A 16,464-nucleotide genomic window follows, 5' to 3' on the forward strand; every position below is an offset into this window, starting at 1 on the left:
TTAAAGGTATGAAAAAACAGCGACTTGTTGCTTCGTTGAAAGCAACAATGCGGACCGTTATTGTGCCATTGGTAACAACATTTATACTGGGTGTTACCATCGTAAACCCGTTGGCTGCTCAAGTACTTGATCAGAGAATTTCAGTTTCAGCGAATGAAACCGAAGTCCGCGAAATTCTCAACATCATTCACGAAAAGACCGGTGTGAAGTTCGTATACAGTTCCACTGCTGTACCGGTCAATCAGAAAGCATCTGTTGATGTAAACAACGAGACAGTTCAAAAGATACTGGCCGATTTACTGCATGCGTTGGAAATTCATTTCAAAGTTATCAACGGGCAGGTGTTGCTATATGCTGCTGATAAAGATGCGAGTCCTAAAGATAAACCGAATCCTGTAGGCGGTAACGCTGAGCGATGGGTGTCCTTCACCGTAAAAGGTAAAGTTACCGACCAGCGCGGTGAAGGTATGCCAGGGGTAAATGTTATCCTCAAAGGTACTACCATCGGTACAACTACGGATCGTGATGGCTCGTTCGCCCTTTCACTTCCCGATGAACATAAAGAAGGAAGTCTCATTTTTTCATTTGTAGGATATCAGCCGCAGGAAGTTGCTATAGGCAGTCAGACCGATATAGTAGTAAAACTTGCCGAAGACCTGAAGGCTCTGAATGAAGTTGTTATCAACGGGTATACCGAAATACGGAAAGAAAGTTTTACAGGTACTGCCATTACTGTGAGTGGAGAAGATCTGAAAAAAGTAAACCCGATCAATCTTTTTAAAAGTATACAGGCCTTCGATCCTTCCTTTCGTGTGGAAGTAGACAACCAGTTTGGCTCCGACCCGAATAAACTTCCGGATATTACCGTGCGCGGTGAAACCGGCTTGCCATCCACCAATACAACCGCGGGTAATGACAATCTGGTAAGCAGAAGAAATCTGAACAACCCGAACAATCCTACCTTTATACTCAATGGATTTGAAGTCGGCATTCAAAGTATATATGACCTCGATATCAACCGCGTTGCTTCCATCACCATTCTTAAAGATGCTGCGGCTACCGCTATATATGGATCGCGTGCTGCAAACGGAGTCGTGATCATTACACTCAAAAAACCGGAAGAAGGTAAATTGCAGTTCTCGTTCAACTACGAGCTGACAACAAACAACCCTGACCTAAATGTATACGATGTACTGAACGCAGAGCAAAAACTTGACTATGAATTGCTGGCCGGTGTATACGATGCTACACGCGACTATAACAACACTTATACACAAGATCAGCATGATCAACGCTATTACCTGCGCAAGAAAAATGTAGTGAGCGGTGTTAACTCCTACTGGTTGTCTGAACCCGTTGAGACTTCCATCGGGCACCAGGCTTCGCTCGGTGTGGAGGGGGGCTCGGATGTGCTGCTATACAATGTTACGGCACGTTATCAAACCATGAAGGGTGTAATGAAAGGCTCCGAACGGAATCGTGTAGGCCTTGACGTTATGCTTGGATATAACCTGAATAGATTTCATTTCAACAATACACTTTCTGTAGCACAGGTAAATGCGCAGGAGTCTAAGTATGGAAGCTTCTCGGATTACGTGCGCATGAATCCATACTATCCCAAACACGATGCGAATGGTAACATCATTCAGGAGATCGATTCCTGGAACAGGCGCGAGACCGAACCTGGTAAAGAAGGAAACAGCAAGATCGTTCCGGAGATTGTATTAAACCCAGCGTACAATGCTACGCTTCACGGCTTCAATAAGAATGACTATACGCAGATCATCAATTCATTTTCTGTGTCCTGGAACATTACAAATGCACTTGATCTTCGCGGACAACTGAGTATCAACAAAACATTAAACAGCGAAGACCTGTTTGTGTCACCGTTCAGCAATCAGTATTTCACCTGGACGAGTGGTGATGATCTGAAGAAGCGTGGCGAATACCAGTACAAGACCAACGATGAAATGACATACGATGGTAACATGATGCTGTCGTTTCACAAAGCGATTAGTAAACATTTTATAAATGCTACACTCGGAACAAACATCCGCGACTATAGCTCTGACTTCAGTGGCTTTCGTGCCATTGGTTTTGCCAACGACCGTTTCGATAATGTAGGCTTTGCCAATGCTTATAAAGATGAAGATCACCCGGTGGGTTGGTATTCACAGGAAAAATTACTCGGCTACTTCCTGAGTGGTAATTACTCGTGGTCGGATAAATACCTGGCGGATATATCGGTGCGTGTAGATGGCTCTTCAAAATTTGGTGCTGATAATAAATATGCACCGTTCTGGTCAGTAGGTATAGGATGGAACCTGCACAAGGAGAAATTTCTGGCCGGATCAAAAGTTATCAACCAGTTGAAAGTGCGTGCCAGCACCGGACTAACTGGAGAGGTATCGTTTGATTCTTATCTCGCGAGCACCACGTACGAGTATTATCAGGACTGGTACTCCAGTGGAGTAGGGGCTGTTGTAAAAGCGTACGGTAATGAAGATCTGCGCTGGCAGCGTACACAGAACTATGATATAGGTATTGAAGCAAACCTGTTTCAGAACCGTATATACTTTTCACCACGGTACTACTACCGGCTAACAGACGATCTTGTGGCGGATATTATTGTTCCTCCATCACTTGGCTTTGTGTCCTATAAATCAAACTTAGGACAGATGGAGAACCGTGGTTTTGAATTCAACATGCGTGCGAATGTACTCCGCGGCAACAAATGGTTTGTCGATATATTCGCAAATGGCTCACGCAATATCAACACCATTAAAAAGATATCGGAATCGCTGAAGAAGTATAACGATGAGATTGATAAACAGCAGGACGATAAAGATAACAAGTCTGTGCCGCTGCTTCGTTACCGTGAAGGCGAATCGCTTACCACTATATATGCTGTTCCGTCAAGAGGTATAGATCCGGAGAACGGTAAAGAAATCTTTATACGCAAGGACGGATCACTAACCTATAACTACAGCGTGCGCGACATTGTGCCGGTAGGAAACGCTGCACCGGACCTTGAAGGAAACTTCGGGACAGATATAGGCTACGGTAATTTTATAGTAAGCTTTTACTTCTTTACCAAGTTTGGTGGCGACATGTTTAACCAGACACTCATTGATCGTGTAGAGAATGCAGACCCGCACTACAACGTTGATGTACGTGTCTTGAACGACCGCTGGAAACAACCGGGAGATCATGCTATGTATAAGGATATCACCGACTGGGAGCAGACGCGTGCTTCATCACGATTTGTACAGCAGGAAAATACCGTAGAACTGCGCACGGTAAACCTGTCGTATGAAGTGCCCGGTGCTATTGTAAACAAGTGGCGCATGCGTACGCTTCGCTTCTCGGTTACAGCAAACGATCTGTGGCGCAAGTCCAGCATTAAAATGGAACGTGGTATCGATTATCCATTTGCACGCACGGTGACCTTTACCATTCAATCCCGATTCTGATTTTGCCATGATAAAGAAAATTATACTCTGGACAGCGATCGTTGCATTGGTAACATCCTGCTCCGATTACCTGGAAGTACAACCGAAATCGCAGGTTGACCGCGATGTACTCTTTAGTACACAGGAAGGCTTCATGGAAGCGCTCATCGGTATATATGTGCGCTGTACGCAAACCGACAGTTATGGCAATGAAGTTACGTTCGGTTTCCCGGATGTACTCGCACAGAACTACGATGCCGTGGATTACAGTGATACGTATGATGCTGCCAAATATCAATACCAGCAAACGCTGAAATTCAATTATGGTGATCAATACTTCATCAACCGTAAAGATGCGATGTGGCTGGCGCTCTATAATGCTATCGCCAATTGTAATTTACTGTTGGAGAACATCGATGAAAAGAAAAACCTGTTTAACTACGAGAGCGATTACCTGTTGATAAAAGGTGAGGCGATAGCATTACGGGCATACTTGCATTTTGATATATACCGCATGTTTGCACCAGCCTATAGTGTTGACCCGGAAGCGAAAGTAATTCCGTATGTAACAACGTATGGCAAGGAAGTAACAGCACAGGCTACTGGTACGGAAATATTGGACAAAGCTATAGCTGATTTACTGGCTGCAAAAGAACTGCTGCGCGATACCGATCCTATACGTACCGAAGGCTATAGCATCGGCTATCCCGGAGATGTAACCGAGACGGAAGAAGAAGGCCGCATCTTTCTGCACAACCGCAGGCATCGCCTGAATTACTATGCGGTGTGTGGTGAACTTGCGCGTATATACCTCGCGAAGAATGACAAGCCGAAAGCGCTGGAGCAGGCATTGGAAGTAATCAATTCCAACAAGTTTCCCTGGACAAAGAAGGAAGATTTTAATGCGGATAAGGAAGAGGAGAAAGACCGCGTGATGTATAAAGAGTTGTTGTTTGCGTGGGATATAGCGAAACGCAGCGATGACCTGGGCGATCGTTTTCGCGAAGATAGAACACGCTTGCATTGCACCGTGCCCGAAGGTGGCGCCATCTTTGAAACCGGCAGTGTGGGAGGGAATGACTATCGCTTCAAGCAATGGCTGCGCGAAACTTCTTCCGGAGGATCATCTGCACTCTATGTACGAAAGTACAAGCGTGAGTTGAACAATCGCCACCCGCTGGTAGCCCCTGCGTTGCGTCTCAGCGAAATATACTATATCGCTGCCGAAGCAACGTTTGATACTGATCCGGAAGCTGCCTGGAATTATTTTAACAAAGTCCGCTATAACCGCGGCATAGGGCAGGAGATACACGGTGAGGCATCGCGCGATGTTTTCATTACCGAATTGCTCAAGGAAGCACGTAAAGAATTTTTTGCTGAAGGACAGATCTTCTATATGTATAAACGCCTCAACCGGAATCTCATTGGCATGGGCGGTATATCCATACCCGCCAGTAACCAGATTTTTGTAGTACCGATGCCAAACGATGAGATTGCTTTTGGCCAGCGTGAATAATACAAACTGTAAATGCTTACAATCATGAAACGAACAATACTCTTAGCATGGATAGCAGCCGCAGTTTGTGCAGGCTGCGCAGAAGATCATGCCAATGTATATACCGGCAGCGACAATATTTACTTTGACTTTGATCCGGAGACAAAAGAACGGGACAGCATCATTTATACGTTTGCTTTTACACCCGGTGTGAAAGTGGACACGGTATATCTGCCGGTGCGTATTTCGGGAAGGCGAATTCCCGTGTCACGACAATTTACAATCTCGGTTGTGGAAGATGCCAAACGCACCACAGCACAAGCGGGTTTACATTATGAACCGTTGGAACCGTTCTATACCATACCGGCTGATTCCGGTACAGCACAGGTTTCGTTCATTATCTATAACGAAGATCCTGAACTGGAGAATCGCAGTGTCGGCATTACCATGGTGCTTACTCCTACTGAAGATTTAGGTGTTGATCTGCCTGATCTCATCACAGCTAAAGTTGTGTTCTCAAACCGGCTGGAGATGCCGGTGTGGTGGCCGATGTGGACCAGCGAACTGCGTGACTATACGCGCACCAAGCATGCGTTGTATCTCATCGCAGTCGGAAATATCGACTTGATCTCTTCGTATGAAGGTAATAATCATTTGATACCGTATAACCTGTTCCTCATCGACAAACTGAGACGTTTTCTGCGCGAGCCTTTTACATGGGTAGAGCAAAACCCGGATTATATACTCGAAGAGAAAAACACAGGTATATATGAATTTTACCGGAATGATTTGCCGGATATACGCTATACACTGTCGAAGTATGCAGCCGATGGTAAATATTATTTCATTGACGAGTTTGACGAGCGCGTCATTATAAACTAACCTCTCCTGGAAGCTATGAAAATAAAGATATCAATACTGTGCAGTGTGCTGGCGTGTCTGTTGCTGGCAACGGCCTGCTATAAAGATCTGGGTAACTATGACTATACGGCACCGGAAGAACCTGTTGTTACCGGGTTGGAAGATACGATCTATACAGCGTTTATCGGTGATACACTCCGCATCAAACCCGAAGTGAAACACAGCCTGACGGGAACGGAGGAGCTTACCTATCAGTGGAAGATTGGATTTCCATATCCGCCTTTTGAAATTATATACGAAGGTCCTGAACTTGAAGAAGTGTTTGCCCTCAACCCCGGTATATATAATGGTTTGTTTACCATTTTCGATAAGACAAACGGCATGAAATACTATTACCCGTTTCAGGTAGAAGGTAAAACGGAATTTACAAAAGGTACTGTTATACTCAGCGAGGAAGCCGGTGGTTCGGAAATTTCATTTATCAAACCGGACAATACATTGCTGACTCGTTTGTATGAGACAATTAATAATGAAAAACTTCCGGGTAAACCGTTGCAGATATTACCCGTAAACCGCGGTTGGCAACCAGGTAATGCCAACCTGAAAAACTTCTGGTTATTGTTTGGTGAAGGAGAGGACCCGGGTATAATCGTAGATGTTAACACGTTTATCCGTTCATCCTATATCAGCGAAAACTTTTACGACAGGCCAACCTCGATTTCGATTGGAGCGCTTCGTACCGGTATATCCGGAGTTACATCCGGTGTGATCAATGGTAAATTTTACCGTGGTTCCACCAACAGTGACCCATCCGGAAGCGCCTATGGTAAATATGGAAATGCATCGGCCGGTGACTATACATTGTCACCCAGCTTTATCTTCGTAGAGTTTCAGTACTATATCGGGTACGATACAAGTAAGAAAAGATTTGTACGCTTTACCAACGATGGTGTTTACTTTGGAACAGACTATACTGTTATACCGATCGGTACGGGTTTCGATCCTACCAACGTAGGACTCGACCTGGTACACATGCAATATCTGAACAGCGCTTCAAGTATGGCTTACCTGAAAGACAATACCGGCAAAGTATACGAGTATAATTTCTTTAATTCTCCGGATACATTCTTCCCCAACTACAGGCGTGCATTTAAAGGAAGCGACCTCGTAACGGCCAATACCAAATGGGCAGGCTCTCTCCTCCAGGTTATTTACTTCTCGTCTGGTGATAAAATATATAAGTATAACCCGGTGAACGAAGAACTGTTGCCACTCGAAGCTGACTTCGAAGGTCGTGATGTTTCGCTGGTAAAACTCACAACTTCGGGCGATACATTAGTGACTGGCACCGAGGGAAATCTATATTATCTGGATGTAAGTACGGGTAAAAACGGAAACGTCATTACCCGCTATGAAGGTATACCGGGCAAACCGGTCGATGTGGTGATCAGACGTTAAGTTTAGGGCAAACTGTTCCCGGGTTTATGACGATCGTAAGCCCGGGACAGTTTGATATACAGCCGCATAAAAAAATAATGTATATACTCCTTAGGGATACATCGTTGTTGTGCTACATCTAATCGTTGACCGAAATTTAACAAAACGTGATAAAGCAAATCAGGAAAATAGTATACATCGCTGTTGCTGCAATAGCCATGTGCAGCACTGCGGTACGGGCTCAGAGTTCGTATACCTTTACCGAAGGCGTTATCGAAGATGAAGCGATCTATACCCGGCTGGAAACCGAAGGACGCAAACTCATCGATAATCAGCAGATCGTACCGATGTCCAAACTGGCATCACAACTTACCAATACACAATGCCAGGCAGCACTGGTAAAGCCATCCGGTAAATGTATAACCGATGCAGATCTCTATGCCCGATGCAAAAGCGGTGTGTTGGTAGTGGGTACGTTGTATAAATGTTCACATTGTCCAAACGATCACCTGCGTGCCGCTACGGGTTTTGTAATAGATGAAAGCGGCATAGCCATAACGAGCTATCATATATTTCGAGGGCAGGCAACAGACGAAGCCACTGACATCACGGTAGTCGTGATGGATATAGCCGGAAATGTATACCCCATCACCGAAGTACTGGCAGCAAGTTTAAAAGATGATGTTGCCATTTTCCGCATCAATACAAACCGAAAAAAAATGTATGCACTACCGTTGGCAACAGCAGCGCGTGCAGGCGATGATGCCAACGTGATCGGCCATCCGCACAATATGTATTATTCCTTTACAACCGGAACGGTCTCCAGACTATACAAGCGTGAGGGCGGAGATAAAATGTCGGTCACGGCTGATTTCTCGCAAGGCTCCAGCGGTGGTCCCGTGTTGGATGACAAGGGTAATGTTATTGGTATAGTATCTGCTACGCGATCGCTCTACAACACTGCGCAGCACCTGCAAATGGTTTCGCGTGAGGCCATTCCCGTAAGTGCCATCTATACACTTCTTAAAAAGTAGTTTTTATTCATTCATGTAATTCATAAAAAATGAAATCAATAATTCTGACGCTGGTCGCTTTTTTTCTGTGTTTAAATTTAGCAAGCGCGCAAGAGCGGGGCTTTGTGGTTACCGGTAAACTTGAAGGACTCAAGCCTTCCTATTTGTTTATGTATCATTCCTATAAAGGAGTGGAACATCGAGACTCGCTGATGGTGAAGGATGGTACTTTTTCATTTAAAGGTAAAGTACACGAGCCATCCATGTGCATCATCTTTTCCAAGGAAATTCGTTTTCAAAAGGTATTCTATGTCCAGAATGCCGATATGAAATTTACCGGAAGTGTTGAGGCTCCGGATAAAATTGTTATCACCGGGTCGCCTGTACAAGATGAGTATAGTGTATTAGAGAAACGTATAGCCGAGCATCGCAGCAAGGCCATGGCTATTTACGAAAGGGCAGAAGCTGTGCGCAAGGACGGTAAGACAGAAGAGGCGAACCAATTAATGGCAGAGTTTGATAAACTATACCGGGGCGAGGGTGCTATACGCAAGCAGTTTATTATCGATTTCCCCAAGAGCTATGCAGCGCTGGGAGAGTTGCTATACTGGACTACCGAATCAAACTATAAAGAAGCTGCGGAGCTATATGCTGCTATAGCCACCGAACTGAAAACAACCGATAAAGCCAAAGAAATAGAAGCGCATATCAAAAACCTGGATGTTACCCAGGTGGGGAAACCGTTTGTAGATTTTACCATGAACGATGCTCAGGGTAAAGCTGTACAACTTTCGTCATACAAGGGTAAATATGTATTGCTCGAATTCTGGGCAAGCTGGTGCGGTCCGTGTCGTGCCGAGAACCCAAACCTGCGCGAGCAGTATGCGAAGTTCAAGGACAAGGGTTTCAATATACTGGGTGTATCACTCGATGATAAAGAAGATCGCTGGAAGAAGGCACTTGAAAAGGACAACCTTCCCTGGACACAAGTTTCTGATCTGAAGGGCTGGCACAATGCAGCCGCTATACAATATGGCGTGCGTGCAATACCGGCTAATTTTCTGATCAGCCCGGAAGGTAAAATTATAGCACGCGATCTACGTGGCGAAGCACTTAACGCCAAGCTTTCCGAGATATTTCCTTAACCAGCACGGCACACGGAAAAAATTTACTTTCAGGTTAAGAACGCTATTCTTAATTTGAACGGCTAAGCTTTAAACTTTTAATCCACCATGAATAACATACGCATTAGAGTATCGCTGCTGGTATATATAGCAACGCTGAGTATACTTTCGTATCCGGTAGCAATGGCGCAGAAGACTTCCGGTCAAAATACTGCAAAGTCTCTCGCACAACTCCAGCAGGAATTTGTAGACCTGCGGTTTGGTATGTTCATTCATTTCAACATACCAACCTATATGGATCATGATTGGGCGGACCCCGATGCATCACCAGTTATTTTCAACCCGACCAAATTAAACTGTGACCAATGGGCTAAAGCTGCGAAGACAGCCAGCATGTCGTACGGTTGTCTTACCACCAAGCATCACAGCGGATTTGCTATATGGAATACAAAAACAACAGACTATAATGTGATGAACAGTCCGTTGAAGCGCGATGTGGTAAAAGAATATACCGATGCGTTTCGAGCGAACGGATTAAAGGTAATGCTCTACTATTCTATACTGGACACGCATCATAAACTTCGTCCGGGCCATATCAGCAAACAGCATATTGATATGATCAAGGCGCAGCTTACCGAGTTACTTACGAACTACGGTGAAGTTACCGCGCTGATCATTGACGGATGGGATGCTCCGTGGTCGCGCATATCGTACGATGATGTGCCCTTTGAGGAAATATACTCTTTGATAAAGTCCATTCAGCCGAACTGTCTTGTGATGGATCTTAATGCAGCCAAGTATCCGGCAGAAGCTTTATACTATACCGATATCAAATCATACGAGCAGGGAGCCGGTCAGCATATATCCAAAGAGACAAACCGTTTACCGGCATTATCGTGTTTACCGATCAACGCCAACTGGTTCTGGAAAACGTGGTTTCCGCGCGAGCCGGTGAAAGATCCTGCTAAGATGGTTAACGAAAATATTATACCCTTCAACAATGCATATTGTAATTTCATTCTGAACGTGGCGCCCAATCGCGATGGACTATTGGATGATAATGCAATTGCTGCATTGAAAGAGATCGGTAAACAATGGAAACACCAGGGGCCGGTAGCCAAACTGCCGGTAGCCGATGCTCCGATCATATCATCAAATATAGCAAAGCGTCAGCCTGCCAATAGCAGTTGGAGTGATGATATGTGGATTATGGACTTTGCCAACGATGATGACTTTACTACTTCGTGGGCGTCTAACCCTACCGTTAAGCGCCCGTGGCATGAAATTGATTTTGGTCGCGAGAAACCGTTCAATGCTATTACTATATATGAGCACGACAGCCGCATTCGTAAATATCATATCGAGTATTATGAGAGCGGTGTATGGAAGACACTTCTATCCGGAAGCCAGGCCGGTAAAATAAAAATTCATCGGTTCGATCGCCTGTGGGGCGGTAAGATTAAAATAGTAATTGACGAGTTCAGCGATACACCTTCCATCGCTGAAATAGGTGTGTATAACGAAAGGCGATGATGTAATTCGTTCCCGTTTTTTATCAGAATATATATAGCAGGCTCTTTGTAAAAGGAGCCCGCAGGAGATACTTTTTTATAAATTTTAACCGATACTACATGAAACGTAAAATTATTCTGTGCTTCCTGCTGATCATGAGCAGTGCGACTTCATACCTGTTTTCACAACATACCGAAACGATCCGGAAGCGCGGGTATATATTAACCGTTATCAACCACGACAAAACGTTTGACCCGAAAGTGCGCGAGCGTATGATCAAAACTTTTTTTGATGTATACCCGGTACTGATGAAAGCCTATAATGCGAAGGCTGCGAAGGAGATAACGTTCGAGATCGATACAGCTTATAACGGTGTAGCAGAAGCATCCGGTACACATGTGCGCTATAATCCGAAATGGTTTCATACCAATCCCGGAGATATAGATGTCGTGACACATGAGATCATGCACATTGTACAGAATTATCCTGGAGATGCCGGACCGTGGTGGATTACTGAAGGCGTTGCTGACTATGTGCGCTATGTGTACGGTGTTGACAATGCCGGTGGTGGCTGGGCATTGCCACCTTATATAAATGGACAACACTATAGCAACGGGTATCGTGTAACGGCACGCTTCCTGGTGTGGATGGAGAAGCAGGTAAAGCCGGGTATAGTGAAGACACTCGACCGTGCGATGCGCACGGCAACGTATACCGATGCGATCTGGCAACAAGAGACTGGTAAAAATATTGACCAGCTGTGGACTTCTTATACGGAGAATCCGATAGTTGCTAGGAATTAATTTAGGGTTTGATATTTTCGTGCATGATTCTCAGAACTATCCTATGCTGCACGATCATCACGTGCATTTCAATTTCTGTGCGTGCACAGGAAATTGCCAAACCTTATGCTGATCTTTCAGAGTATGTAAACCCGTTGATCGGCACTGCCTCTACACATGCATTGTCCAATGGTAACACATATCCTGCTATAGCATTGCCATGGGCTATGAACTTCTGGATGCCACAAACCGGACCGATGGGCGATGGCTGGGCGTATACCTATACGGCCAACAAGATAAAGGGCTTCAAGCAAACGCATCAGCCTTCACCGTGGATGAATGACTATGGTCAGTTTTCCATTATGCCAGTAACCGGTAAATTGAGACTTAAGGAAGAAGAACGCGCCAGCTGGTTCTCGCATAAAGCTGAAGTTGCCAAACCCTATTATTATAGTGTATACCTCGCAGATCATAATGTTACGACTGAATTAACACCCACCGAGCGTGCTGCATTTTTCCGGTTTACATTTCCGAAATCAGATTCGTCCTATATCGTGGTGGATGCGTTTGACAAGGGCTCCTATATCAAAATTATACCGGATCAAAAGAAGATCATTGGTTATACTACACGCAACAGTGGTGGTGTGCCGCAGAATTTCAAAAATTACTTTGTTATATACTTCGACAAACCCTTTGCATCCGCGAAGACCTGGAATAAATATCAGCTTCAGCAAGGTGTGGAATTTACCGGTGATCATGCCGGTGCTGTTATTGGTTTCAAGACTTCGGTTGGTGAACAGGTGCATGTGCGTGTAGCCTCATCGTTTATCAGCTTCGAACAGGCCGAGCTTAACCTGAAAGAGATCGGCAACGACAACTTTGAGACCGTAAAACAAAAAGGACAAGCTGCCTGGAATAAAGAGCTTAGCCGTATCGTTGTAGAAGGCGGTACAGAAGATCAGTTGCGTACATTCTATTCGTGCCTGTATCGTTCATTACTTTTCCCGCGCAAGTTTTATGAGCTTGATGCTTCCGGTAAAGTAGTACACTATAGTCCGTATAACGGGCAAGTATTGCCAGGCTATATGTTTACCGATACTGGTTTCTGGGATACATTCCGTTCATTGTTCCCGTTCCTCAACCTGATGTACCCGGAGCTGAGTGCACACATGCAGGAAGGATTGGTAAACGCCTATAAAGAAGGAGGATGGTTGCCGGAGTGGGCAAGCCCGGGCTATCGCAATGTTATGATCGGATCGAACTCTGCATCGATCGTATCGGATGCCTATATAAAAGGAATGCGTGGTTATGATATCAATGCACTCTATGAAGCTGCATTGAAGAATGCAAACAACGAAGGACCGCTTACTGCTGTAGGTCGCGCAGGTGTAAAAGACTATAATACGCTAGGCTATGTTCCGTATGATGGTGGTGTGAATGAAAATGCAGCGCGTACGCTTGAGTATGCGTATGATGACTTCGCAATCTATCAATTAGCAAAAGCATTGAACAAGCCTAAAAAAGAAATTGACTTGTTTGCCAAGCGTTGCCAGAATTACCGTAATCTCTTTGATAAGCAAACCGGCTTGATGCGTGGCAAGAATAAGAATGGTACATTTCAATCGCCATTCAATCCGTTCAAATGGGGCGATGCGTTTACAGAGGGTAACAGCTGGCATTATACCTGGTCAGTGTTTCATGATGTACAGGGATTGATTGACCTGATGGGAGGCAAAGAAAAGTTTGCTATGAAACTTGATTCCGTATTCACGCTGGCTCCTGTATTTGATGACAGCTACTATGGATCCGTAATCCATGAGATACGTGAGATGCAGATTGCAGATATGGGGCAGTACGCACACGGCAATCAACCGATACAACACATGATATACCTGTATAATTATGCGGGTCAGCCGTGGAAAGCGCAACAGTGGGTACGCGAAACCATGAACAAACTATATTTACCGACACCGGATGGTTATTGTGGCGATGAGGATAACGGACAAACTTCTGCCTGGTATGTTTTCTCAGCGCTGGGATTTTACCCGGTGTGTCCTGCCACGGATCAATATATACTGGGGACACCATTCTTCAAGAAAGCTACATTACATTTAGAGAACGGCAAGCAGGTGGTAATCAATGCACCGGCCAACAGTAAAGAGAATTACTATATAGCTTCGTCATCAATCAACGGACAGACCTTTACACGAAGCTGGATAACCCACCAGGAATTAACCAATGGTGCTACCCTTGACTTCACGATGGCGGCACAGCCGAACAAACAGCGCGGTATAGCAGCAGAAGATGTTCCGTATTCGTTCTCGCTTGAGAAGAAGGCGGAGGAAGTGAAAGGTGGAAAGAAAAGTAAGAAGTAAGTCTATTTAAATGCCTCAAGTTAGTTTTGTGATGATGATTCGAAAATTGGTTTTTGTGTTCTTTGTGTTTGTGGCGTGCAGCCGTACCGTTGCACAGGACAACCTGATCCAGCATGTGAATCCGTTAATCGGTACGCATAAGATGGGGCACACCTATCCCGGAGCTACTGTTCCGTTTGGAATGGTGCAATTGAGTCCGGAGACGGATACGATACCGTATGAAGTGGACGATCATTACAACCCGCTGGTATATAAATATTGCGCGGGGTATCAGTATGATGATCCTACCATTGTCGGTTTTAGTCACACGCACTTTAGCGGTACCGGGCATTCTGATCTGGGCGATTTTCTGATCATGCCTGCTGCGGGTAAACTTCAGTTGAATCCAGGCACCGAACAAAATCCGAAAAGTGGTTTTCGTTCTGCTTTCTCACATAGCAACGAGCAGGCTGCTCCAAATTACTATAAAGTAAAACTGGATGATGATAACATTGTAGCGGAGCTCACCACCACTAATCGTGTAGGCTTTCATCAATATACTTTTCCGCAGAGTGATGAAGCTCATATTATACTCGACCTGATGTATGGCATCTACAACCATGCTGATAAAAATGTATGGACGTTTGTTCGAGTTGAAAATGATACGCTGATAACGGGCTATCGCCAGACAAATGGCTGGGCTCGTACACGCACGGTATATTTTGCCATGACGTTTTCGAAACCGATAAAGCAATACGGTATGAAAGATTTTTCGAAGCCGAATGTATATAAAGGTTTCTGGCGGAAATTCGATCAGACGAAAAATTTTCCAGATATAGCAGGCGAGCAGATCAGGATGTACTTCGATTTTCAAACCAAAGAAGGAGAGAAGATCAAAATCAAATTCGCATTGTCACCAGTGAATATGAAAGGCGCGTTGGCGAATCTGCAATCTGAACTCCCGCATTGGGATTTTGAAAGAGCAAAACGCGAAGGACAACAACAATGGGAACGTGAACTGCAACGTGTAAAAGTAAAAGCACTGAACCGAAATGACTTGGTGAATTTTTACACCGCGATGTACCACACGTTTCTTGGCCCGACAACCTATATGGATATTGACGGCTTGTATCGCGGACTCGATCAGAGCAATCACGAAGCGAAAGGATTTATAAACTATACTACATTTTCATTGTGGGATACGTATCGCGCGCTGCATCCGCTGTTCAATGTTATACAGCCAAAGCGTAACAGCGATATGGTAAGTTCCATGATGGTGCATTATGATCAGAGCGTTCATAAAATGTTGCCGGTGTGGTCGCATCATGCCAACGAGAACTGGTGTATGATCGGCTACCACAGTGTTTCTGTAATTGCCGATGCCGTGATCAAAGGAAATTACCAGGGCGATGCTCACCAGGCGTTGGAAGCATGTGTTGCTACGGCCCGCCACAAATCATACGATGGTATAGAATACTATATGCAGCTTGGCTATGTTCCGGAAGACAAAAACAGTTCATCAGTTTCAAAAACATTGGAGTATGCTTATGACGACTGGTGTATTGCACAAATGGCGAAGAAGCTCGATCGTCCTGCTATATATGAAGAGTTTATGAAGCGCTCACAGAACTGGAAAAATGTATACGATGTATCAACAGGCTACATGCGTCCAAAGTTGAGCGATGGTAAATTCAGGAAGGAGTTTGATGTATTGAGCACACATGGACAGGGATTCATTGAAGGCAACGCGTGGAATTATAGCTTGTATGTGCCACATGATCCGGAGCAGATGATTGCTGCGATGGGGGGGAAGAAACGTTTTGTACAACATCTCGATTCTCTCTTTACCATGAATCTGCCGGATGAATTCTTCGCGCACACGGAAGACATAACACGTGAGGGCATCATTGGTAATTATGTACATGGCAATGAACCTGCACATCATGCGGCGTATCTCTATAATTGGACCAATCAGCCATGGAAAACGCAAGAGCGTGTGCGTATGATTCTCAAGAAACAATATCAACCAACCCCCGATGGTTTGGGTGGTAATGATGACTGCGGCCAGATGAGTGCCTGGTATATATTTACTTCACTGGGCTTTTACCCGGTAGCGCCCGGCTCTGATCAATACGCACTGGGAAGTCCTGCAATACAATCAGCTACCATTGCCTTGGAGAATGGAAAGACATTCGAGATTGAAGCGGTTAATCAAAGCGACAAGAATGTATATGTACAGAAGGTGTTGCTGAACGATAAACCCCTAACGCGGCTTTACCTGACGCACGATGACATCGTGAAAGGCGGCAAGCTTACATTCTATATGAGTGCAAAGCCGAAGAAGTAATTAATTGCAGATTGATTTAGGGATTCGCCCGGCTTTCTTTACATCTATAGGGGGGCTCCTATAAAAAGCAAGGCCGGGGTCCATAAT

The 16,464-nt window shown here is 44.9% G+C and carries 10 protein-coding genes; all 10 read left to right on the forward strand.

Annotated elements, in window-relative coordinates:
• Positions 1–8 precede the first annotated feature (8 nt).
• The 10 genes from ACFQ21_RS30105 (at position 9) to ACFQ21_RS30150 (ending at position 16,377) form a co-directional block, all read left to right on the forward strand.
• Positions 9–3,473 carry a SusC/RagA family TonB-linked outer membrane protein gene (locus tag ACFQ21_RS30105; protein ID WP_377586498.1) on the forward strand — a complete coding sequence of 1,155 codons (3,465 nt, stop codon included), beginning with the start codon at positions 9–11 and terminating at the stop codon, positions 3,471–3,473.
• A gap of 7 nt (positions 3,474–3,480) precedes the next feature.
• Positions 3,481–4,968 carry a RagB/SusD family nutrient uptake outer membrane protein gene (locus ACFQ21_RS30110; protein WP_377586500.1) on the forward strand — a complete coding sequence of 496 codons (1,488 nt, stop codon included), beginning with the start codon at positions 3,481–3,483 and terminating at the stop codon, positions 4,966–4,968.
• Between the two features lie 24 nt (positions 4,969–4,992).
• The gene (locus ACFQ21_RS30115; protein WP_377586502.1) at positions 4,993–5,829 is read left to right on the forward strand and encodes a DUF4843 domain-containing protein; all 837 of its coding nucleotides are present in this window, start codon (positions 4,993–4,995) and stop codon (positions 5,827–5,829) included.
• A gap of 15 nt (positions 5,830–5,844) precedes the next feature.
• Positions 5,845–7,266: a PKD-like family lipoprotein gene (locus ACFQ21_RS30120; RefSeq protein WP_377586504.1), complete on the forward strand. Its 1,422-nt coding sequence runs from the start codon at positions 5,845–5,847 to the stop codon at positions 7,264–7,266.
• Positions 7,267–7,412: 146 nt separating this feature from the next.
• On the forward strand, positions 7,413–8,279 hold the full coding sequence (locus ACFQ21_RS30125) for a S1 family peptidase (RefSeq protein ID WP_377586506.1): 867 nt from the start codon (positions 7,413–7,415) through the stop codon (positions 8,277–8,279).
• Between the two features lie 29 nt (positions 8,280–8,308).
• Positions 8,309–9,403, forward strand: a complete 1,095-nt coding sequence (locus ACFQ21_RS30130; RefSeq protein WP_377586508.1) for a redoxin domain-containing protein — start codon at positions 8,309–8,311, stop codon at positions 9,401–9,403.
• Between the two features lie 87 nt (positions 9,404–9,490).
• Positions 9,491–10,915 (forward strand): alpha-L-fucosidase, encoded by a 1,425-nt coding sequence (locus ACFQ21_RS30135; RefSeq protein WP_377586510.1) that lies wholly within the window; start codon positions 9,491–9,493, stop codon positions 10,913–10,915.
• A 98-nt stretch (positions 10,916–11,013) separates the two neighbouring features.
• The gene (locus ACFQ21_RS30140; protein WP_377586512.1) at positions 11,014–11,697 is read left to right on the forward strand and encodes a basic secretory protein-like protein; all 684 of its coding nucleotides are present in this window, start codon (positions 11,014–11,016) and stop codon (positions 11,695–11,697) included.
• 23 nt (positions 11,698–11,720) lie between these two features.
• Positions 11,721–14,051 carry a GH92 family glycosyl hydrolase gene (locus ACFQ21_RS30145; protein ID WP_377586514.1) on the forward strand — a complete coding sequence of 777 codons (2,331 nt, stop codon included), beginning with the start codon at positions 11,721–11,723 and terminating at the stop codon, positions 14,049–14,051.
• 34 nt (positions 14,052–14,085) lie between these two features.
• The gene (locus tag ACFQ21_RS30150; RefSeq protein WP_377586666.1) at positions 14,086–16,377 is read left to right on the forward strand and encodes a GH92 family glycosyl hydrolase; all 2,292 of its coding nucleotides are present in this window, start codon (positions 14,086–14,088) and stop codon (positions 16,375–16,377) included.
• Positions 16,378–16,464: the final 87 nt, after the last annotated feature.

Origin of the sequence: Ohtaekwangia kribbensis (genome assembly GCF_042676245.1) — a bacterium.
Taxonomy (GTDB): domain Bacteria; phylum Bacteroidota; class Bacteroidia; order Cytophagales; family Cyclobacteriaceae; genus Ohtaekwangia; species Ohtaekwangia kribbensis.